The following is a 21,431-nucleotide window of genomic DNA, read 5'->3' on the forward strand; positions in this document are numbered from 1 at the left end:
TCGTCGCACGCACCGGACTATCGCTTCCAGTCGCTCTATGGATTGCACTCGGCGCTGTCGCGCCTCAGACTTTATTGCAGCAAAACGATGACGCTACTTACCGGGTGCACTCGCTTGTTGCTGGGCTTGTTGCTTGGCCTGCAAGAGCATCTGCTCTACAAACTCCCGAGAGGTCTTGTCTTGTGTGGCTTGCCTTGCCTGCTCCAGGGCTGCAATTGCATCGTCGAATTTCCCGCTGGAGCTATAGAGCATTGCCAATCGGTTGTATAACGCGAACTTCAATTCCGGCTGCTCGCGAACGGCCGGCGATTCTGCCACGTCGACTATTTGGCGGCGAGCGAGATTCACGAGCTGCGCGCGGTCGCTCCCCTGTTCGCTGGGAGGAATCATTGCGATCGCGCTGGCAGATTCCAAGAGCATGGATGGATCGTGTTGAGCGTTTTCCAAGCGAGACTCGACCATCGCGTACATGGTCTCCAACTGATTGGTACTGATTAACAGCGCCAACTGTATGAACCGACCCCCGCTGTATTCTGGAGTGTCCGGCGCGGAAGCATCCGCCAGCATCTGCTCGATGAGCTTGAGAGCCTGTAGCTGATCCCCTCGAGTCCCGCGTCGTAGTTGGCCAACCCTTTGGATCAAAAACGCGATCTCCTGGGCTGTGGCTGCGCGCTTCGCAAAAGCCTCACGATCCCAGTCTCCGTCGACGATCTTGCGTAATGGCTCCTTCAATTCAAGCGTTGATCCGAACCACTCGACCAGCCCTGTCTTACCAACAATGAACGTTGCTGGAATGGAAAACAACCCGGCAGCTAGCATGTACTGCTGCTTGGTACTACCATCGGGATCGGTAGTCAGTGAAACCTTGCTCGAAAAGTCAGCAGCTTTGTTGTTCTGAAGGAACTCTTGCACTTTCGCAAGAGGCTCGTCACTTATGCTGATAACCCGCACGGAAGCTGTTCCGTAGTCGTTTTGGATGTCTGCTAGCTCTGGCATGAAGGCAAGGCATGGGGGACAATTGGTCGCCCAAAACTCAATCACATAGACAATCCCCTCTTTAAACTCGATTGTCGGTTTCCGGACTCCTTCGGCATCCTGAATCCAATGCTCAATCTCTAAGACGGGGGCCGGATCGCCAATATGGAGTGTGGGCTGGTCGTCAGCCAATACACTCGTGGCGCACACGAACGATGTACAAACAATCAACAGAGCAATCGATGGATTTCGCATGAAACTCACTCCAGTAGAGGTTATTGGTTAAGCCGATCGGTTCACTCAGGGTTCAACGCGATTCAAACAATAGATCGTACCGGTTAGAAAAGCGATGCAGCCCAACACAGCACACAGGGCTGAATAGACCTCTGCATAAATATTTTGCGCTGGGCAACCGACCAGGGTCTGAGAGCATGCGAGGGCACCGCCTAGTGCAAGTGGCGACATAAACGATAGAGCGACGGGTGGCCCCGTTGAGCTGAGGAACGCTGAAGAACACCAGCCAATCCCCATGAACATTATGGCTAACGGCATGTACTGGGAGGAGTTGGGTTGCCCCTTACCGTTCACGGTTGCCTGCGACTTGAAATCAAACCTGAACGAGCGGTTGAATATTCCTGAAGGATGAGGAAGATCCTGAACGACCGATTAAATGCTTTGAAGAGGTGAGCTTGCTTGGTATTGCTCCTCGCCGGTGAGTTTGGCTGGGCGCGGTCTGGTGCAACAGAGAGTGCTGTTGGCAGCAAAATATTGGCTGGAAGATAGCCAGAGCAATTCATCTTCCTGCCTCCATCTTCCTGCCAAAACGACCGCCTGGATGCTTCGAAAACGTTCACGGTTGCCCGCGACTTAAACTCCAACCCGAACGGGCGGTTGAATTTACTAGCGAATAAGAAAGATCGTGAACGGTTGCGGAAAAAACACATATCCGTCGACAAGCCAACGCCAACCAGTACGCCAACAGGAATCAGGCAATATTCGACAGAGCAGTCTTAAGACTCTGGAGTTGCGGATGCCACTGCAACCGGTCTCTGCAGCACTTGCAGGTTCACTCAATAACGAAGACAACCTGCTAGTAAAATGCTTGCTCCCCCTGGGACGCACCACGCTGCACTGCAAGCTCACCGCGTTGGGGCACTGCGTCCTGCCGATAACGATTGTTCGAGCAGTTTTGACAACTCCTCGGCCACCAGGGGATGCGATTCAGCTAGGTTCTGTGTTTCACCTGGATCAGCCTCCAAGTCGAACAACTGCCCTTCTGCATTGGGAGCAGTGTCAGGCAATTGGTACTCTTTCAACAATTCGTGCTGTGCGTAGTTGTTGCCGCCTGAGCCTTTGTGTGCCAGGTACTTCCACTTTCCGCGGCGGATGGCAAGGTATTTTGCTCCACCGAAACCTTGTTGCAGCAAGTAGGCACGAATCGGCTCCGGATGGGGCGTTTCCAGGAATGCGGGCAACATACTGAAGCTGTCTTCAGCAGCCTGCTCAGGGAGTTTCACATCCAAAATTTCTGCCACCGTGGCCATCACATCGGTCAACGAAGTCAGTTCGCGCGAGGTTCGATTCGATGCAACCTTGCCAGGCCAGCGGACAACGAACGGGATTCGATGCCCCCCCTCCCAGTTGTCGCGTTTCACTCCGCGCCAAGGTCTGGCACCATCGTGTCCGTGATCGTGACGCATGTGATAGACCGTTGGAACTTCAGGCCCATTGTCGCTGGTAAAAATCACCAACGTCTCCTCTGCAATGTCTAAACGCTCGAGCGTCTCCATCAATTCGCCAACGATGTGATCCAATTCGAAAATGAAATCTCCATGGGGGCCGGCATTCGTTTTCCCCTTGAATGCGTCTCCTGGAAAAGATGGCAAGTGAACGGCTTGAGTTGAGTGCAATAAGAAGAACGGCTGTTCGGGATTATTCAGCACATGCTGCTGTAGAAACTGCTGACTCTTCTCAAGAAACACCATGTCCACCTCTTCCAAGTCAAAGTCGGATGCATGCATTCCGCGCCGATTATCATTCGCATAGTCGTGTTTGGGCAGCATCGATTTATCCAGCAAACCAGTCGGCGGATTCGGAATGCGTTTCCCATCGATGAACGCGTACAACCAATCGGTAGTGGGGCAGCAGGCAGTTCCAAAGAACTGATCGAAACCACAGTCAATCGGACCGCCTTCGATCGGGCGAGAATAGTCGATGCGTTTGACCGCATCGGGGCCACCGTCATGAATCGGATTTCCGTCGGTATCATAGAAAGTCAATCCGATGTGCCACTTTCCAAAACACGCAGTCGCATAGCCCTGCTGCCTTAGCATTTCAGGCAAAGTCAATCTTCCAGGCTGGATCAACGACGGCCCGCCCGCACCCGAAAACACTCGACCACCATTGGGAGCACGAAAGGCCATTTGCCCGGTCATCAAGCTGTAGCGTGTTGGCGTGCATACCGTGCAAGGGCTGTGCGCGTCGGTGAAACGCATTCCCTGTCGCGCCAATTTATCGATATGCGGTGTCGGAATCTTCGATTGCAGGTTGTAACAGCCGATATCTCCATAGCCTAAATCGTCGGCCAGGATAACGATGATATTCGGTTGCTCGCCGCTCTCCCGCCGCTCACCCGCAACGACCACTTGCGATACGCCAACGAGTATTGCCAATAGCGCAGGGACAACCAGGACAACTAATTTTTGCATGTTGATACCACGGGGCTAGTGCGAAAGTAGGGGACGCCAGTTCTTCCTGCGATACATCTTGCAGTGAGACGACCGAGTGGTCAGGGCGGATCTACAAGTTCGGGAGCTTCCGAGATATCCTACCACAATCCCCTCGCGAAAAACCGGTTTCACCGATTGTGCGCCGCGCCCCGCAGTTGACTCCCAGGACAGCGACCGACAGAAATCGATTCGAAGCCCCACGTAGCTACGCTCGCCAGAGGACGGCCTCCACCGTCTGGCGACGGTAGCTACGCTAGCCAGAGCGTGGGACGGGCTTCCACCGTCTAGCGACGGTAGCTACGCTCGCCAGAGCGTGGGACGGCTTCCACCGTCTAGCGACGGTAGCTACGCTCGCCAGAGCGTGGGACGGCCTCCACCGTCTAGCGACGGTAGCTACGCTCGCCAGAGCGTGGGACAGGCTTCCACCGTCTAGCGACGGTAGCTACGCTCGCCAGAGCGTGGGACGGCCTCCACCGTCTGGCGACGGTAGCTACGCTCGCCAGAGCGTGGGACGGCTTCCACCGTCTAGCGACGGTAGCTACGCTCGCCAGAGCGTGGGACGACTTCCACCGTCTGGCGACGGTAGCTACGCTCGCCAGAGCGTGGGACAGGCTTCCACCGTCTAGCGACGGTAGCTACGCTCGCCAGAGCGTGGGACGGCCTCCACCGTCTGGCGACGGTAGCTACGCTCGCCAGAGCGTGGGACGGCTTCCACCGTCTAGCGACGGTAGCTACGCTCGCCAGAGCGTGGGACGGCCTCCACCGTCTGCCGACGGTGGCTACGCCCGCCAGAGCGTGGGACGGCCTCCACCGTCTAGCGACGGTGGCTACGTTTTGGCGATCTCTTCGAACTTAGTGCTTGAGCTGGCCTGGGACGCTCAATTCTCCATCCTTGTTGTGACCGCTAGCGACCCTCTCCATCCACTCCCAAACTTGGCGACGATCGCGACTCGGTCTGAGAAGCCAGCGATCGGTGTGCGCGGCCTGGGCAAATTCGTTGGGAAAACTGCCGAGAATCTCAGCGGTATTGATATTGGAAAACCTAAAACGATTGGGTATCGGAACAACTGAGCGAACAAATTCTTCCGACTTGCGATTGTTACCATTCTGGCTGACCCAGTACGGACGATTCTCCACTTTTGCCAACCGCTTCTTCGCTTCGCTCTGATAGCGTTCCAGTGGCGATCCCCAAGCGGTGTTCCACTCCCGCACTCCATCAAAATGATCGTGCGTAATGAAAGCAGTCCACAAACTTGCAACTTCATCGTCGCGGAGTCCCAGATAATTGACTCCGATAGCGCCACGCGAGAATCCACACAGGAAAACTGCGTTCGGATCGCCACCAAACTGCTCGATGATGAGGGGCACATTCTGTTTGGCGTACTCCACCGTTGCTTGCTCATCGCCCCACCAAGTCACTTCGTTGGCGGTTCCTGTGGAATTGACATAAGGCAGCACGACCCAAATGTACTTTCCGCCTGAAAGACCGTATCCAAGTGCAGCGTCCTGCGATTTGCCAGTCGATCCGCTCTGCGGATAATAGTTGCCCGTGTATTCAAAGATGATCGGGACGGGAGCTCCTTCCGGCTTCCAGCCCGGTGGAAGATAGAGTGTATGAAACACTTCCGTGCCAACATATTCAGCAGCCGTGACTGCTACGCGTTTCCCCGCAGCCGGTCCCCCCTGCGAAAGAGTTGGCACCGTCAGAGTCTCCGACGATTCTGCGTCTAGATGCCAGTCGTCCGCCCTCAATAGACTCGGAGTGGCGCAACAGAAAGAAAATGCCATCGCTAGAATCGACACCCAATACGGATACTTCACCGGGGTGAATTGGCTGGCGTCGAGATATCTCATTTGATTTGCATTTCTGTTCGCTGGCAATTGGAAAACGCACACGTTCTACGTGCCCAAGCGACACGTTGGGATCGGTCCACTCTATCAGGTCTGGGACGCAACACTCGCAACCGGGAATCCACGCGCATGCCGAGGCTCTGTTAGCTTCGCAAATGCGGTAGACACGAAGCTTATCCGACACCATTGCTATCGGTCTCGCAAGCGTTCCCCAAGCCAGGGCGCAAGTCGCAGCCAACAGCAGGCCGCCCGTAAAGATTACGTTTTGAGGCTTCAGCATGCCCGATCCCCAGAGACTACTTAATAGCAATCGCCAGCGTCCGGCAATGTTGTCTTGAACTCAAGCACTGGTTAACGCAAAACTAATGTAAACCATGCTGAAGTTATCCAACAAAGCCGCTCCCCAAACTCTCCACTGAGGCTCTGCGATATACTCGAATGATGTAAGTCGAGCTCTTCAAGCCACACATGGTACGCGACCACTGAGGAAAAACCGATGCCTGAGCCAAGAAACTCCCCATCCCCCGACGAACAACCTTTGGAAGAACCTTGCCGTCCGGCCTGTCCCGTCTGCGGCGGTAGGCTCATTGAGATCCGCGCCAAGCTTCAATGCTCGCAGTGCCACACAATTTGCGAAACATGCTGCGAAGGAGGACGTGGCTAAGCGGTGCACCTGCGACCGTGTGAACCCAATTTGCTGGCTTAGCGTAGGAAGAGCTACCATGACACCTAATGCACGCCCAAATCGAGGTAGGACACTGCCAGCCCTTCATTGGCTCGCTTGGTTCGCGACGTGTCTAACGGTCGTGCTGCTCATCATCATCATCGTCCCTGGCGAGTTCGTTTCCCTGTGGACCACAGAGACGGGAAAGTTGGATGCATGGAAACTGCGTTCAAACGCATTGCGCGAGGCGACGCGCCAAAGACACTATCGGGAAATTGGCGTTACCAGCGGTGCACAGATCGTTGTCGTTGAGCACGGATGGCCCAAGCCGTTTCTGGCACGCGTACTGATTTTCAACCAACCTGATCAAGGGAAACTGCGTATCAACTCCGCTCCATGGCTCCGCGTCGAGAGTTGGTTTCTGAACTGGGGTGGCTCGCGATATCTCCCGGTTTCGTGGAGCGATTACGACAACTGGCCGATTTCGTCCAACGGCTGGACGATCGATTACTGGGCCCTGCTAGTAGACTTGCTGGTTGCTGTCGTGATCGTATTGGCAGTTGGAGTTTCGACGCACAGGTGGTTCAGGGCGCGGGACAACCGCAGTTGGACCTGTCAGCTGCGAGACCTTTTAGGTTTGGTAACCGTCACAGCGCTGGGCTTAGGGATCTACGGCTATCACCAGCAAATACGTACGCTGGAAGGACTCGCTCCCACCGCACAGCCACCTGGATTTGTGCTTTGCAACTCGCAATTATCAGTTGGTCAGAGCTATTGCGGCCCCGTCTGGTTGCGCAAGCTGGCGGGGAATCACTACTTCCCGCAATTCTTCCATCACGTCACCAGCGCGTCGATCCGTTCCAACGCAAACTGGGAGACTTGTTACCAGGAGTTGATGAAATTTCCCTACTTGCACACGCTTCGGCTTCCTGGTGAGTTTCCGGTATCAGCGGTAACGCAATTAGAACAGTGTCAAAGTTTAAAGAACCTTCAACTGACCTACCACAGCACGACGTGGCCAGATCCAACTCCCAATCCATCAACACCAACGCTCAATTTAGAAAATTTGAAATGGCTTGAACGATTGCATTTGGAAACACTACAGTTAGAGGGCGACCAAATCCGCGCCCACCATATTCAGCAGGTTGCCACACTTTCCGGTTTGCAACGTATCTGGCTACGAAGTGTCTCCGCGGACGAAGAAGAGATCGAAGCGATTCGTCGAAAATTCCCCAATGTTGAAATTGAAATCCTCTTCGACTGGCTAACAGTCTTCCGGTCTCCGGGATAGCGGCACTCACATCATCCCTATTCACTGTTGAACACAAACCTTACGCCTCAAAGCGCACAGCAACAGCAAAAAGCCCAGCGCGCCCGTCATTCCCGAGCAGGCCAGAAACAATTTGTGGAAGGGGAGGGGAGGGCAAAGAGGTCACGCTGACCATTTTTGAAATCGTAACCCGCAACGTGACGGGCTGTCGAATTGATAGCAATTTCAATTTTAAGGCGAAGGTAGCGTCCCTAATTGCCCTGTAGCGGCAACCACCTTTCCTTGCTCACGCGGCGGGTTACGATTTCCTCGCCAGCCCAACCACCAGGGGCCGCACCCATTGCAACCCGCCGCGTAAGCAAGGAGAGATTGATAACGCTAGCAAGCAACAGCCAGCAGCATCAGAGCGGGTTCACACCTCAAACATCGTCCGCATATCTAGCGTCCTTGATCACGCGGCGGGTTACGATTTCCTCGCCAGCCCAACCACCAGGGGCCGCACCCATTGCAACCCGCCGCGTCAGCAAGGAAAGATTGATAACGCCAGCAAGCAACAGCCAGCAGTATTAGAGCGGATTCACACCTCAACCATCGCCCGCATATCTAACGTCCTTGCTCACGCAGCGGGTTACGATTTCAACAGCCCGGTGAGCAAGGAGCTGTGGTCACCCCTGCAACGCGATTCGGGGTGCTGCCTTCACAGCGAAATCATCAACCTCTTCAATCAACAATTCGGAACGCACTCCATACCAGTTGCTGCTGCAATTCGAGTCCGCGTACCAGTTGCGTATGGGGGAGGAATGCGTACCCCGCAGCGTCAGCAAGGAGCTGTGACTGCCGCTTCAGAGTAACTCGGCTACTACCTCCGTGCTAAAGTTGCAATCACTCTCAAACCAACAAGCCGTAGAGCCTGGAAACGAGGGATAAACGCAAATGATTTGTACAATCTTGCAAAGCCTCTCCGCTGGCTTAGCACGCCTGGAGCAATCCGCCTTCAACACTTTTGGGAGACTCCACAGCCTTCGTCGGTCGCTCGGTCAGCTCTCCCCGCAAGATTTTAACGTCAGCTGGAGCAACCACGCCGAGTGTGATTCGGTTACCTTGGATGCGCACCACTTCCACCGTAATGTTTCCATCGACAACCAACTTCTCACCAACTTTACGACTAAGAACTAGCATTGAATTCTTCCTTGAGTTTGATTGCTGCGGCGAAGTGTTGTCGCTGGAATGCCGCCTCCCAACACCACTAAGTATCAGCACCGCAGTGACAACTTAGGTCACGCGTCATCGGAATTTGATGAATTTCCATCTTCGCTCGCAACTCCAGCCGGCTGTGGAGGGACTCCAGCCAAACGTATTGCAGCTAGCGTCACTGCGCTCACTCCACTTCTCAACCAGCCCACGGGGGAAAACAACCGCGAAATAAACGAAAGAGGCGAAAGACCATGTGCGACAGCCGTGGTGCTGGATTTTCACTTTCGTTTCCTTTTCCTCCCTGCCTCAACTTCCGCTGCCCCTTTCCCTCGGTTGTTCCGTCCGCTTTTTCGCTTCTTTCGTATATTTCGCGGTTGCAACTCTCTTGAACTGCGGGCGTCTACCTTGCATGGATGCCTCGGCCGGCTACACGAGGCACTACAACAAACATCCCACTTGTCCGCGACTACGATCCAACTCACCAAACAGGCAACATCCCGCGGCCTGTACCTTCTACGGATGGAGAAAAACTACCCCCACTTCCCAACCAGCCCAGGGGGAAAACACCGCGAAATAAACGAAAGAGGCGAAAGATGCGAAAGACTTTCTGTGTGTCAGCCGCGGTGCTGGATTCTCACTTTCGTTTCCTCTCTCTCCCTGCCTCAACTTCCTCCGCCCCTTTCCCTCGGCTGTTCCATCCGCCCTTTTCGCTTCTTTCGTAAATTTCGCGGTTGGATTCCTCTTCGCTGCAATGCCGGTCCGCAAACGAATTCCCATCTGGAACTGATAACATCCCAGAAGCAGAAATTGATGTTTATTCGATTGGGCACTTTGGTCTATATTTGGAAAACCGAATTTGGTTTCCCAAATATCAATTCTAAAGCGAACTAAGACTTCAAGGAGGAGGATTCATGGCCAGACCCAAAGCTGTCGAACTCACAGCCCGAGAGTTAGCAGTCATGCAATTGTTTTGGAACAACGGAGAAGGCACAGCCGAACAGGCTCAAACCCATCTTGAGGCGACGGGTGAGAAGCTAGCATACACGACGGTCGCCAACGTCGTCCGGAGCCTTGCAGACAAGGGGTTCCTAAAATTGACCAATAGTACGCGTCCATATCAGTACGTAGCCGTGCGCAAGTTTGAGGATGTGTCTAAACGCATCGTCGGCGATCTAGTTAACAGACTCTTTGCTGGCTCACGTCAGGCCATGCTGGTCCAATTACTCGATCGTAAGAAATTGACCAAACCTGAACGCGAATATCTCGAAAGCCTACTCAACGAGCAGGAGCAATAGAGATGACAACGATTCTTTTTGCAATCGCCCAATTCACGGTCGTTCTGGCGATCGCCAACATCTTCGTTCGCTGCCTCATTGCGAGGTCACCTCAACTGGCGACTGCGGTTTGCTTGCTGGGAATCACCTTGGTGTCCATCATCATTCCAGTGACTCTCATTCCCTTTCCCAAGTTTACGATCGAGAGTTGGCCGATCGCACCCTTCGCTTCCCGCGAAGTTCAATCGCCCGAGATACCTCCACAGCCAACGCCGCTCGATTCGAGCGTCTCGATGGACAGTTCGGTAGCAGCAGGCGGCGGAATCAATCTCCGGCAACTGTTCTCCAACCTGCCACTCACAGCTAGCCTGGAACTAGGGGAACAACCGAAACCTGCATCGATCTGCTTTTTCGCTTGGTGCTTGCTGGCTGGTATGGGATGGTTCCGACTTGCCCTGTCCGTCAATGCATTGAGGCGGCTTAGAAAGCAGAGTGGCCACTATCACAACCCGCAACTCGAGTCGACTTTAGCCGCCTGGGCTCGACAACATTCCCGCAACCTAACCTTCAGACTGCTCCTGACTGATCAAGTCCCATCACCTTGTGTCGCTTGGATCGATCGCGCGACAATTTACTTGCCGAGCGGTTTTGAGAACTGGCCTGAGGATGAACAATTGGCGGTTCTTGCGCACGAAGCTGCTCACGTTTTTCGGAGAGATGCGCGATGGCGATTTTTCTTTGATCTGATGGGGCAATGGGTCAATTTCCATCCGCTCGCGTGGCTATTGAAACGTCAACTGGTTCTTGTCCAAGAACTGGCAGCGGACCAAGAGGCGGGCCATCTATTGACGTCGGAAAAATATCGAACAGGTCTTTGTAAACTGGCGTTGCGAATGGATTCGCAACCTCAACTCTCGTTGTTTTCGGTCGGAGTTTCACTCTCGACTCATAGTGTGATCAGGAGGATCAAAATGTTAGGTTCAGTGAAGAAACCCCAACTTGCACGCTGGCAGCAGTTTGTAGTGGTCGTGGTGGTAGCTGGGATGGGACTCAGCGTCGCCTTTTGCACCGCCGGAGCGGATGAACCCACCCGCGTTGCACTAAGAGCAGCCAAGCCCTTAGCCAAGCCGCCGGTACTGTTCGCCCGGCACACAAGCCAGCCTTGGGACGAAGTTGGAGTACAAAGTGGCTTCTTTCGCGTGCTTCCCTCCGCCGCAGCTCAAAAACCTCTAGTCAAACAAGCCATTAATGAGGCGACGGTCGAACTGGGAATCGGGGACTTGGATTGTGGTGTGAGTCTCACCCGCGACTTTGTATCGTGGACTTCCAATCTCGACTTCAAGATCGCTGACCTGCCTCTGGAAAGCAGAAACAGCGGCCACCGCTTTACGCTTTCCATCAACGCATACAAGCCAGCCTTGTATTTTGATCGTGAAGTCGACTGGGCTGAAGTGGCTCATAAACTCCCTTTGTCAAATCTGGCCGGTCTTACGAATGTCGAGGCCTTGGCAAGTCTTTTGGAGAAGCAAGGGCATTCGAAAACGCTGCGGATGAACTTAAGCGATAGCTCCACCTACGATGAAGGGGATTTTACGATTGCCAAGTCGCTTTGGCCGTTGATTGACGGTGGGGTCACCGCCGCAGTCTTCTCGCTTGCCGAAGTTGCCAAAATTGATCCCGATTACGAGCCAGTGCCCTCCAGCATGGCTGTCTGCATGCAGGCCCTAAGTCATTGCAGCTTTGCCGGTGTGGGAGTGGATTTCGCAGATGCGGCCTCGCCCTGCCAAGTTCGACTGGCGCTGGTTCCTAATGTAGAAAATTCGGCCGCGAAAATCCAAGCACAAGTCGAATTGGCCATCGCCTCAGTACTCGACTCGATGGACGATGCCAGCGACTTGCCTGAGGCCGCACGACTCAGTCAAGCTGCTTGGCGCGCCGAGCTCGAAGCTTGGCAGGTCCGTGTCCAAGTTATCGATGGTCCCATTGGCGAAGTGGTGCTCATCGAAGGCGCCGTGTCAGACGCGAGTCTAATTTTTCCGCTGATGTAACGTAGCGGCCCAAGGCTTGCCAAGAGTCTAACTTCGCGCAATACACCTCCGCGTATTCCATGCGATGAGTGAGCCTATTCTGTTAATGCCCAGGGGTGACGCCTGCTGACCAGCACGGTGTCTCCCTGCTGTTGATAAGTATCCTGCCCGCTCGCAGCGAAGTGGCCATATCGTGTGGCCTCGCCCACTATGCGAGGTATTGTAAAGGGATAGCTCACGAAAGCATGAGGACGCGATCCATCGTATGGTCTACTCAATTGCGACAATTCTCCGACCAAGAGCTACTTGACGGCACTCAATCCGAATTCCAACGACTACAGGTTTTACGAACTGAGCTTTGGCAAGCGGCCCGCCGAAGAGCTCTACGACATCAACACAGACAACGGTTGCATTAAGAACCTTGCCAACGATCCTACCTATGCAGAGTTGAAAACCAAGCTCTGGCAGCAGCTGCAAGCCGAGCTCGTACAGCAGCAAGATCCCAGAATTCTCGGACAAGGCGACACCTTCGACTACTACCCGAACAGCAAGGACGAGCGCCAACAAAAACTCTATGGCAAACCGAATTACGACCCAGTGGCAGCTTACCAGGCATATTTAGAATCGAAAGTGAAGGAGTAGCTCTTTGTTCAGCAGCTACTTTTTGTCCTGATAGACCAACCTGGGACGCTTAACAGAATCCTCGGGCGTGCGGAAAACGTACGGTTCCCACGCCGCGCGAGCTGCCTGCCATTGCTCCAGCGTGCGTGTCGGATACCAAGCTGGCCAGCCATGTTTCTTGAAGTCAAATTCCGACTTGTGCCTTTCCACCCATTCGTTAACGCTATCGAGCGGATTGGCATCCGGAAAGACGTTTTGCGCACGGAACTCCTCCGAGACTCCTTGATCCTCAATCACGCTCGTCCGCCAGCGTTGCAATTCAGCAAGCAACTGCTGTTTGACGGTTGCGTAGGCCGGATCGTCAGCAACGTTGCTCACCTCATACGGGTCTTTCTTTAGATCAAACAATTCGACTTCAGGCTTCCTAGGGGCAAAGAACGCAGCCTGCTCAGGGGGCAATTTCCCTTGCAAATTCAAAACATTCATCTCGGCAAGTACGGGATAGGATGCTTCTTTGTAACGATTGAACTGACACCATGGCCGTTCGGGCATCAGATTGAGAATCAACTTGTGATCCTTTGAACGAATCGCCCGCATAGCGTCGTGCGTTTCGTCCATTTTATCACGAGCGGCGAACACATATTGTCGGCTCTTCACCGCGTCGCCTAGTAAGTTTTTGCCATGTAATGAGATCGGTGATAATGCGCCTGCCGCATCCAAAATGGTTGCGCAAATATCAATCGACATCACAAGATCATCGCTCACCTGCCCCTTTGCTACCTTGCCGGGCCAACGCATGATCATGGGAATGCGAATCCCGCCATCGTAGAGAAACTGCTTGCCGCGAATGTGGCACCGACCGTGATCGCCGATGAAAAACACGATGGTGTTGCCAGCTAATCCCTCGTCGTCCAGTCGTTGCAGCAACGCTCCGACTTCACGATCCACCAATTGCATCTGCTCCAAGCCATTCGCCCAGTCGCGACGAATAAACGGCGTATCGGCATAGTAGGGAGGTAACTCAACGTCGCGAATGTCGATGGGACGCATCGGATCGCGTTTCCATGCTCGGTGCGTGCCACCAAACGTTATTCGCGCAAAGAAGGGTTGATCGGGCTGACGCTGATTCCAGTCGGTCCCTTCGAAAAGTTCTTCTTTCTTCTCGGGTAGGAAATTGCAGTCCGTCTTATAGCTCATCAACGCCGTGAAGTAGCCAACGTCCTTCAGCAGGTGCGGTATTGGCTTGATGCCGTGTGGAAGTGGTTGCTTGTGATACTCACGGTGTTGGTTGGCTCGGATGTAATTTTGGTGAAAGCCAGTCATCATCGCGGACCGGGATGTGGAACATACCGGAGAAGTGGTGAATGCGTGCTCAAAGCGAATGCCATCTGCCGCCAGTTGATCGACATGCGGTGTGTGAATCCCCTTCGTGCCATAGCAGGACAAGTCTGGCGACCAGTCTTCGATGGTGATCCACAGAATATTGGGGCGTTGTGAACCAGTTTCATCAGCGGGCGCAGCCGCTCCGGCACGCTCAAAACTACTGAAGCATGCAATACATGCACACAATGCCACGCTCGCCAATCGGAGAATCTTGCTTGAATTCATTGTTAGTCTTTCGTATCGATGCACACCATGGATTCTGCAGGGAACTGCCGACGTAATACCTCAGCTCTACGCTAGCAGCTTCCGGGTGAAACATGGAACGAAAGGCCTTCAAAACGCACCAATTTCCTCAGATTTCAGAATTTGCGCCAGTCGTGACCTGTAACTCCCATGCCCATACCCTGCCAAAGATCGACAGTAACCGAAAGCGGCGGCACACTCCGGTGAGTCGACGAACGGCTAGCTAACGCAGCTTGCGGCATCCGACCATTCGGGGCTTGTTCAACGCCAGGATTTACCCTCCCTGATGCAACAGGTCCCATCCGTCCCTTCCCACTGCAGTGCCCAAGTTGGGCGTCTGGGGCACCAAGGCGAAACCTGCGATAGAGTCCCACTCAGCAGCGTTCCAAAGACACAGCGGCTCTCGCGCCCACCTAGCGGTGCACCAGCAGAAAGTGCAAAGCAGAAACAGAGCAGTTGACCGAAAACGCTGCGTTGTGTTCACCATACTGAGGAAAGCAAACCGCTAGAAAAGGTGCTGCTTTCGGCGGCGTTGGCTCAATCCTCTTCTTCAGCCTGTAGGTCAGCTGCTGAAACAACGTCCACTTCAGCTTCAGTTTCAAGTTCAGCTCCGGTCTCGGTCGCGGTCTCGGTGTCAGCTTCGGCTTCGGCTGGATCCAATCCTTGGCCAGCATGGTGGTAGAGTCCGAGCCATGCCTCAGACTCTTGCATTGCGACCCGGGCATCCAGCAAGGCGATTTCCGCAGCACGCAACTCGTCCCGACCTCGGACACCCTCGTCGTACAACTGCTTAGTTTCGTTAAGCTCCTCAGCCGCATTTTCCAAACGCACATGATCTCGCTCCAGCGCAATGCTGAGCAATTCGATCTGTTCCATAAACCCATGCCAGGCCAGTTTCTGCCGCCGAGTTTGCTCTTCCAGCTGGTCTTGAACCGCACTCAACGAGCGTCGCGATTCCTCCAGATCAACCTTTTGGGCAATGCGAGCTTCGTAGCGGCGAACATGCGCGCGAAGCTGCTGCACACGCTCAGCCTGTTGAGCCAGGAGGTCATGCAATTCTTCCGGCAACTTTCCGAGCACCAGCCTGAGCCGAGACTGCGGTCGTACGAAATCCCCACGGATGTCAAGCTCCTGTTCTAGGCCGCCTGCGGCTGGAGCAGGAGTGAGCGTTGCGGCTTCAACGGACACCTCTTCGGTCTCAGCACGCTCCGCCACAGCTGACTCTCCCTCCAGTTGCATACTGCTTTGGCTCTCGGCATTGCCGCTCAACTCTCTGGCTGACGTATCTTTGTCGACGGTTGCGGTTTCTTCCCATTTCAAGTTAGGGTCGAGCAGTTCTGCCACGCGACGTTCGACGATTTGCTGGCTGATTTCATCGCGCAATTCGATGGAGGCCTGCAGACCTTTCAACCGCCGTGCAAATTCGGCTAACTCAACTCGCTGGAGTTTTTGGCGAGTTTCAAACGCCTGCTGCACGGCATCGCGGAGCTGCGCATTTAATTTTCGGGCTAAGTTGGGCTTGGTCTGCGGTTCGTGAAGTGAGCTGGCAATATCACGAGCCGTTGCGTTTAGGCGAGCATAGGTTTGGCGAAGCTGATCAACGTCTTCCTCGTCGCGACTAAACACGAAGTGCACACTAAAGAGTTGCGATTCATCAACGGATGTTGCGGAAGAATCAATCGCACGACGCGATTGGAGGTTGTCGGTGAATTTCGTCAATCCGGATTCAGCGGGGCCCGAACTCGCCGACAAGTCGTTGGTATTGATTTCTACGATAGACGTCGCTTGGCTCGTTACCGCAGGCCGGGTCGCAATATAATCAACGACCTTGCCGTTCATTATTTCTTCACCTGAGAACCATCTGCCCCAGGAGTTCTTGAATACAAAATCGCCCTTGGCCGCTGAGTGCACAACAACGCTGTCGTCACTAACGTTCGGAACAGCTACCTCGTTAGTGGGTAATTCCAGCGTATCCCATGCCCCTTGCGAGGTGCTGTAGGCAAAGCAGTAATTTCCGTACATAACGGCCGCCGAGTGTCCGTCAACGACCGGTACTATCTCTGCATCTGCCAGCGGTTCTAAGCGTTGTTCAACCCAATGCGGGTGCTTTTCACAGTAGCAGAAGATCCGCGAACCATCGTCGGCAATCGCGATGATTACAGAATCACTGGTCACCCACTTCTTGCCAGGAATCGCTTCCGAGGGAAGCCCCATTGGGAGTGAAAATGCGCCCATGGGAGCGGAGTCTGAAGATGAAAACGTGCGGACAGACAACTCATCTTCAGCGAGCACCATCCCTCCCATAAGTGAACTTTCCGGAAGAGTGATCTTAGATTTGCTCTCCACACCGCTCTGCAACGTTAATCCCGAGGCTGCGACTTTACTTCCCTCTGCTGGCATTGCTGTGTATTCTGCATCCGCACCGACCTGCGTCGACGTGACCAGACCGCCGTCGGCCGCGACTCGCACATCGACCTTGAAGCCGTCCAGTTTTTCTAGTGCTTGGGTGATGATGCGCACTCTGCGCCAAGTCGCGTCTGCCGGGCACTGAATTACCACGGTGCTATCCGTTTCGTCTTGATTCTGATGGAAGGCGGCTTTGGGGATGTTGAGAACCCTGAGTATTGTAATGAGCTTATCCAACTGCTCCTGCGGAATGCCAGCCCCATAGCTCACTCGGGCTCCGAAGGTAACCGACTGTCCAACGCGTGGGATCTCGTTCGGTCTCGACTCCGAGGCCTTCTCTTCTGGCGCAGCGACCTCGCGAATCACCTCTAAATTCTGAATCTCTCCATTCTGAATCACTGTGACAGAGTTTTCGGCCGGCTCCATCAGATCGGAATTCCCCGCCGTGTTACTCAATACTGCATCAGTGGCTGCAGCGGGAGCAGGCGCGGTAGGACTTTGGGATGATTCCTGGGCAAACATAAGTCCGGCGGTACTGGCCAACAGTAGGGACATCCCTACCGAGCCAATACGCCATTTGCGATGACAACGCTTCATAGGGTTACTCCTTCGCTACAGTGGGCATTTCATCCCACAGGTGTTGTGAACGGGCTTCGAACAGGGTTAGATCGTCGCTGAAGTGACGGAGCTCATGGCTGGTCTGATCCCACAGGGCTGGAGATTCGGCGGGATCAACGGCATTTGAAATCGCCGCAGAGGCGTTGCTAAACTGAGCTGCGCCGCTATCTGGCGGTTCACCGCGCAATTGCTCCAGACTTCGTTCTTGAACACTCAGCAAGCTGACCAGGCCCAAGACACCAACGCCGGCCACGATCCCCCCCACACGCCAAGTATTGGAAATGGCATTCCATCGCTGTTGAATCGGCCGCAAGGCGGTGGAAAAGTTCCTTTGGTTGGATTCATTCACTTCCACAGTGTGACCTAGAAGTTTTTGACAGCGTTCGGGCAGTGACACTGCAGTTGGCTGCTGAACATGAGCAAGGCATTGCTCTAACAGTTCGGCGACCTCTTCGGCGGTTTGAAATCGGTCGGACAGATCCTTGGCAAGCAGCTTCCGTACGATGCCTTCCAGCCATGTAGGAATTGCAGCGCTAACTTCCCGGAGACTGCGAGGTTCGTTGTCCGTAATGCGCCGCAAAATCCCGTAAGTAGTTTCGGCGCGGAACGGAGGATGCCCGGTGCTCATGGCATAGATGACACTTCCCAGGCTGAACAGATCGCTGCGTGCGTCAATCGATTCACCACGCGCCTGTTCGGGTGACATGTACTGCGGAGTACCAGGATGGTAGCCGCTATGAGTTAAACTGGCGTCGTCACTGGCTCGAGCCAGCCCAAAATCGGTCAGTAGCGTGCGTTCCACCCCCTGTTCCAACAAGATATTCGAGGGCTTCACGTCACGATGGACCAAACCTTGAGCGTGGGCCGCCGCCAGTCCCGCTGCGGTCTGCGTGGCAATGCGCAGCAGCTCGCAGAGCTCCAGTGGCCCCTCGCGGTCGATGCGTTGCTGCAACGACTCCCCCACCACCAAGGGCATCACCAGAAACGGGGACTCTCCGTCAGTTTCGACATTGTGAATCGCCACAACATGCTCGTGCACAACGGCAGCGGCCGCTCGAGCTTCGCGAGCGAACCGCTTTCGCGCCGCGCCGCTGCCAGCCAGGAACGGTGCGAGAACCTTGATGGCTACGGGACGGTTCAGCTCTGTGTCAAAGGCTTTGAAAACGACCCCCATACCGCCCCAGCCGATCAGCCGTTCGACTTCATAGCGGCCGATGCGGCCCAACATCTCTGGATGCGATGGCGGCGACAGCAGTTGCTGAGCCATGGAGTCAGTCCAGGCCGTCGGGTAACGCTTTCGCTCAGACCGGTAGCAAGGGTTTTCGACATCAGCTACATCTTCGTGAGCAAGTGGATGTCCGGTCGACGCCAAAATTGCGCCCGCATCCGACCAAAAGGCTGGCGCAGCGGCGAGTTCTTCCAGTCGCAATTGACAGCGGGCACAATGGTCCACATGGCGTGATGCTCGAAGATACGGTTCGCTATCCTCCTGAGCCTGCAACAGCGAATGCAATAGGCGATCATCACAAGGGGTATTCGTCTGATTCATTCTACCACCTCACGTTGCTTGACCAATTCCTGCAATCGATTCATCACGCGACTTCGAGCGACATAGACCGTGCCGACCGTAATTCCCAGCCGCCTAGCAGCAACTGGAATGGAAACTCCTTCGACATGCGTCATCCAGAATGCTTGCCACGTGGTGACGGATACGCAATCACGGACTTTGGCAGCGGCCCACGAGAAAACCTCGCGGCGGTATTCAAGATCAAACTCACTAGGCAAATCCGATAGCGACTGCGGAACCTCAGCCAGCCGCTGAGTTGCTTCATTGCCTCCAGTTCCCCATGTCCGCGTGGCGCGCCGCGTCAGCTGATTGACTGCCGTGTTTCGTGCAATCCGAAACAGCCAGGCCCGAAATCGGCCTCGATCCGCCCGCTCCAGCCAGTCCGACACCGAGCGAGCAATGGCAGCAAACACCTCCTGCACCAGATCGTCCGCATCAGCCGCCTGCAACCCGCTTCGAATCCCTAGCCGAAACACCAGAGGGCCGTAGATCTCGATCAATTCATCCCAGGCCGCCACATCCGCCGCGTTCGGCAACCGCAGAATCAGACTTGCTCGCGTTTCGGGAGGACTGGGTATCATCGAACCTCACTTCCAAAGGGACTCTGTACTTTGCAAGTCTGTACATTGCAAAGACACAGACTGCCGCCGATTCTTGCACGGTATGCAGAGAGAATTGCAAAATCGGACCAGACAGCCTGTAATTCCTAGGAATATTGCCGCAATCTGCCATGAACATTCCACAGGGCTTACCTTCCCCATCCCCCCGCTGCGGATTGTCGAAATAGCAACCCGCCGCTAGCGAAAGGCCGATGGATTGCCAATAGAGGACCACAGGGGATGCGCCCCTCTAGGTCCCCCCAAGGGCTCTTAAATCAACAAGTCGTCTAGCCAGCAATCGCATTAAGCCCGAGGCTATTCCTCAGCCTTCTTCAGTAGGAAGGAATACTCCGCGAACTGGTCAGTAACCTCATCATAGCCAAGCTTGTCAGCCAACCTGCCGAATCCTTCTGTTCGCAGCCAATCGATCGTCTCGCTGGCATCGGTGTGGTAATTGCCCAACACCAGCAGCCGTTTCTTGCTGGAAACGTCGACCGTCGGCACAAACTTTAACATCGAAGCGCGGATCACACCGTGCAGCCCGACACGCTCTTGCGCCACTAGCTGGGGGAGGATGCGTACGACACAATTCGCATTGTCGCTGTGGAAGCGGCTGAGAAATGTTTGTACCGGGAACACTTTCACCAGATCGTTCCCAATCCCCGCCTCTTCTCCTGCCCCTTCGCTAGAAACGTCAGCTTGGCTCTGTTCAATTCGCTCCCAGAAGGCACCTCGATGGGAACTAACACGCCAATAAAAATGATTAAACCTACATCGACTGCGCGCGAATCCTTCGAACAACCATGTTAGGGCTTTGTGATCTCCTGGCCCACCCGCTAACACATGAAACACAGCCACGCTACGCTCATCCTTTCGCAGCTTGCGCACCTCGCTCGCCAGCTCATCCCACTCGAGTTTGCTCAAGTCCAGTAACCCCTCCGGAGTGAACAAGGAACTTCCATCAACGATCACATACACCGTGTAATCTTCGCGGTGATGCTTGCCGCTTGCCCCTAGTAGAAAGTCCTGCAGTTCTGTTTTACGCATGGCATAAACGATATAGTTCTCGCCGCGAGCCGCCTCGAATTCCCCAGGCGGCCTTGCTGGCTCCTGAGCCTTCACCGACTGCAACCCATCGCCCCAACCTACCGAGAAGAAGCCAAGCATCAAGGCAATGATTACGGTCGTGTAAAATCGCATCGAACCCTACTCCTGCTGGAGTCATGGAGCCCCCCTGAAGAGGCAAAGCCTGGGCAGCCAGTTTCTTAAGGGGCGCGTATTTCTTAAGGGGCGCGTAGAGGAGCGCAGCATCGCAAAGTCAGCCTAGGCCGCTTGCATTGTTCCCAACATCTTTCCTATTCGTACACGCACAACACCTCTTTTTACAATGCGGCGTGAGTCGTGTCGATTGCGTGCTGTCTTGTTCGACAACTACAGAATCTAGTAAATTCCGCTCCCCCCCACAGCTATTGCAGAAGGTGAAAAAAGGTGTCTATGTTCGCTAAACCACAATCAGAACATCGTTGGCTAGACCAGCTCGTTGGCAATTGGGATTTTGAGCACGTCTGCCAAACGCCCGACGGAACTAAATCTTCCACTCTGGGCCAAATGCGGTGTCGATCGCTTGGTGGCATGTGGCTAGTCTGCGAGAGCAATGGTGAATCGGAAGGAAGTGAAGCTTGGTCGTCGATCTTGACCGTCGGATTTGATCCAGCCCTCAATCAATACGTTGGTACTTTCATCGCTTCCATGATGGCCAATATTTGGCACTACCGAGGAGTGCTCGAGGCGAAGAACAATCGACTCCCTCTCGAATCGCAAGGTCCCGCTTTCGATGGTACCGGGACGTGCAACTACCGCGATACAATTGCAATCATCGATCGCGACCACTGGCTTTTCACGAGCGAAATGCAGTTGGAGGATACCACTTGGCAGCAGTTCATGAGCGGGAATCATATCCGGAGCTAACTACGAGTGCCCAGTGCTCTCAGTTTCTATTCCCTCTACGTT

At 54.5% G+C, this 21,431-nt stretch carries 14 protein-coding genes; 5 read left to right on the plus strand and 9 right to left on the minus strand.

All coding sequences use genetic code 11. From position 1 onward, the window contains the following. Positions 1-93: 93 nt before the first annotated feature. From Q31a_RS18490 to Q31a_RS18500, 3 genes are all read right to left on the minus strand, one after another. On the minus strand, positions 94-1,230 hold the full coding sequence (locus Q31a_RS18490; protein WP_145081180.1) for a redoxin domain-containing protein: 1,137 nt from the start codon (positions 1,228-1,230) through the stop codon (positions 94-96). Positions 1,231-2,114: 884 nt separating this feature from the next. Continuing rightward, complete coding sequence (locus tag Q31a_RS18495) at positions 2,115-3,683, minus strand: sulfatase family protein (RefSeq protein WP_145081183.1); 1,569 nt, start codon at positions 3,681-3,683, stop codon at positions 2,115-2,117. An 873-nt stretch (positions 3,684-4,556) separates the two neighbouring features. Continuing rightward, positions 4,557-5,558, minus strand: a complete 1,002-nt coding sequence (locus Q31a_RS18500; protein WP_145081187.1) for a hypothetical protein — start codon at positions 5,556-5,558, stop codon at positions 4,557-4,559. Positions 5,559-6,277: 719 nt separating this feature from the next. On the opposite strand from Q31a_RS18500, the gene Q31a_RS18505 reads away from it, so the two are divergent. Continuing rightward, a complete protein-coding gene (locus tag Q31a_RS18505; RefSeq protein WP_145081190.1) occupies positions 6,278-7,510 on the plus strand; it encodes a hypothetical protein in 1,233 nt (410 codons plus the stop codon). Positions 7,511-8,458: 948 nt separating this feature from the next. Here Q31a_RS18505 and Q31a_RS18510 read toward each other — a convergent pair. Then, positions 8,459-8,668 carry a carbon storage regulator gene (locus Q31a_RS18510; RefSeq protein WP_145081193.1) on the minus strand — a complete coding sequence of 70 codons (210 nt, stop codon included), beginning with the start codon at positions 8,666-8,668 and terminating at the stop codon, positions 8,459-8,461. A 926-nt stretch (positions 8,669-9,594) separates the two neighbouring features. On the opposite strand from Q31a_RS18510, the gene Q31a_RS18515 reads away from it, so the two are divergent. The 3 genes from Q31a_RS18515 to Q31a_RS18525 all read left to right on the plus strand — a co-directional run bounded on the left by Q31a_RS18515 (position 9,595) and on the right by Q31a_RS18525 (position 12,626). Further along, positions 9,595-9,978 (plus strand): BlaI/MecI/CopY family transcriptional regulator, encoded by a 384-nt coding sequence (locus Q31a_RS18515; protein WP_145081196.1) that lies wholly within the window; start codon positions 9,595-9,597, stop codon positions 9,976-9,978. A 2-nt stretch (positions 9,979-9,980) separates the two neighbouring features. Next, positions 9,981-12,005: a M56 family metallopeptidase gene (locus Q31a_RS18520; RefSeq protein ID WP_145081198.1), complete on the plus strand. Its 2,025-nt coding sequence runs from the start codon at positions 9,981-9,983 to the stop codon at positions 12,003-12,005. Between the two features lie 285 nt (positions 12,006-12,290). Then, positions 12,291-12,626 (plus strand): hypothetical protein, encoded by a 336-nt coding sequence (locus Q31a_RS18525; RefSeq protein ID WP_145081201.1) that lies wholly within the window; start codon positions 12,291-12,293, stop codon positions 12,624-12,626. A 15-nt stretch (positions 12,627-12,641) separates the two neighbouring features. Here Q31a_RS18525 and Q31a_RS18530 read toward each other — a convergent pair whose 3' ends face one another. The 5 genes from Q31a_RS18530 to Q31a_RS18550 form a co-directional block, all read right to left on the minus strand. Continuing rightward, entirely contained in the window at positions 12,642-14,213 is a 1,572-nt protein-coding gene (locus Q31a_RS18530; protein ID WP_145081204.1) for a sulfatase family protein, read from the minus strand. Positions 14,214-14,768: 555 nt separating this feature from the next. Next, positions 14,769-17,234 carry a coiled-coil domain-containing protein gene (locus Q31a_RS18535; protein WP_145081206.1) on the minus strand — a complete coding sequence of 822 codons (2,466 nt, stop codon included), beginning with the start codon at positions 17,232-17,234 and terminating at the stop codon, positions 14,769-14,771. 4 nt (positions 17,235-17,238) lie between these two features. Next, positions 17,239-18,804 carry a serine/threonine-protein kinase gene (locus tag Q31a_RS18540; protein ID WP_231690825.1) on the minus strand — a complete coding sequence of 522 codons (1,566 nt, stop codon included), beginning with the start codon at positions 18,802-18,804 and terminating at the stop codon, positions 17,239-17,241. Further along, a complete protein-coding gene (locus Q31a_RS18545) occupies positions 18,801-19,403 on the minus strand; it encodes an RNA polymerase sigma factor (protein ID WP_145081208.1) in 603 nt (200 codons plus the stop codon). Before Q31a_RS18545 ends, Q31a_RS18540 begins: the two co-directional genes overlap by 4 nt. A 333-nt stretch (positions 19,404-19,736) precedes the next feature. Further along, positions 19,737-20,621 (minus strand): hypothetical protein, encoded by an 885-nt coding sequence (locus Q31a_RS18550; RefSeq protein WP_145081211.1) that lies wholly within the window; start codon positions 20,619-20,621, stop codon positions 19,737-19,739. A 294-nt stretch (positions 20,622-20,915) separates the two neighbouring features. On the opposite strand from Q31a_RS18550, the gene Q31a_RS18555 reads away from it, so the two are divergent. Continuing rightward, positions 20,916-21,389, plus strand: coding sequence for a DUF1579 domain-containing protein (locus tag Q31a_RS18555; protein ID WP_145081213.1), 474 nt, complete (start codon positions 20,916-20,918; stop codon positions 21,387-21,389). Positions 21,390-21,431 lie beyond the last annotated feature (42 nt).

The organism is Aureliella helgolandensis (assembly GCF_007752135.1).
GTDB classification, from domain to species: domain Bacteria; phylum Planctomycetota; class Planctomycetia; order Pirellulales; family Pirellulaceae; genus Aureliella; species Aureliella helgolandensis.

Bases quoted from the DNA above. Each gene is read 5' to 3' on its own strand.
- Q31a_RS18535 (WP_145081206.1), bottom strand. From the start codon at position 17,234: ATGAAGCGTTGTCATCGCAAATGGCGTATTGGCTCGGTAGGGATGTCC.
- Q31a_RS18540 (WP_231690825.1), bottom strand. From the start codon at position 18,804: ATGAATCAGACGAATACCCCTTGTGATGATCGCCTATTGCATTCGCTG.
- Q31a_RS18545 (WP_145081208.1), bottom strand. From the start codon at position 19,403: ATGATACCCAGTCCTCCCGAAACGCGAGCAAGTCTGATTCTGCGGTTG.
- Q31a_RS18490 (WP_145081180.1), bottom strand. From the start codon at position 1,230: ATGCGAAATCCATCGATTGCTCTGTTGATTGTTTGTACATCGTTCGTG.
- Q31a_RS18515 (WP_145081196.1), top strand. From the start codon at position 9,595: ATGGCCAGACCCAAAGCTGTCGAACTCACAGCCCGAGAGTTAGCAGTC.
- Q31a_RS18550 (WP_145081211.1), bottom strand. From the start codon at position 20,621: ATGCGATTTTACACGACCGTAATCATTGCCTTGATGCTTGGCTTCTTC.
- Q31a_RS18555 (WP_145081213.1), top strand. From the start codon at position 20,916: ATGTTCGCTAAACCACAATCAGAACATCGTTGGCTAGACCAGCTCGTT.
- Q31a_RS18530 (WP_145081204.1), bottom strand. From the start codon at position 14,213: ATGAATTCAAGCAAGATTCTCCGATTGGCGAGCGTGGCATTGTGTGCA.
- Q31a_RS18505 (WP_145081190.1), top strand. From the start codon at position 6,278: ATGACACCTAATGCACGCCCAAATCGAGGTAGGACACTGCCAGCCCTT.
- Q31a_RS18510 (WP_145081193.1), bottom strand. From the start codon at position 8,668: ATGCTAGTTCTTAGTCGTAAAGTTGGTGAGAAGTTGGTTGTCGATGGA.
- Q31a_RS18520 (WP_145081198.1), top strand. From the start codon at position 9,981: ATGACAACGATTCTTTTTGCAATCGCCCAATTCACGGTCGTTCTGGCG.
- Q31a_RS18500 (WP_145081187.1), bottom strand. From the start codon at position 5,558: ATGAGATATCTCGACGCCAGCCAATTCACCCCGGTGAAGTATCCGTAT.
- Q31a_RS18495 (WP_145081183.1), bottom strand. From the start codon at position 3,683: ATGCAAAAATTAGTTGTCCTGGTTGTCCCTGCGCTATTGGCAATACTC.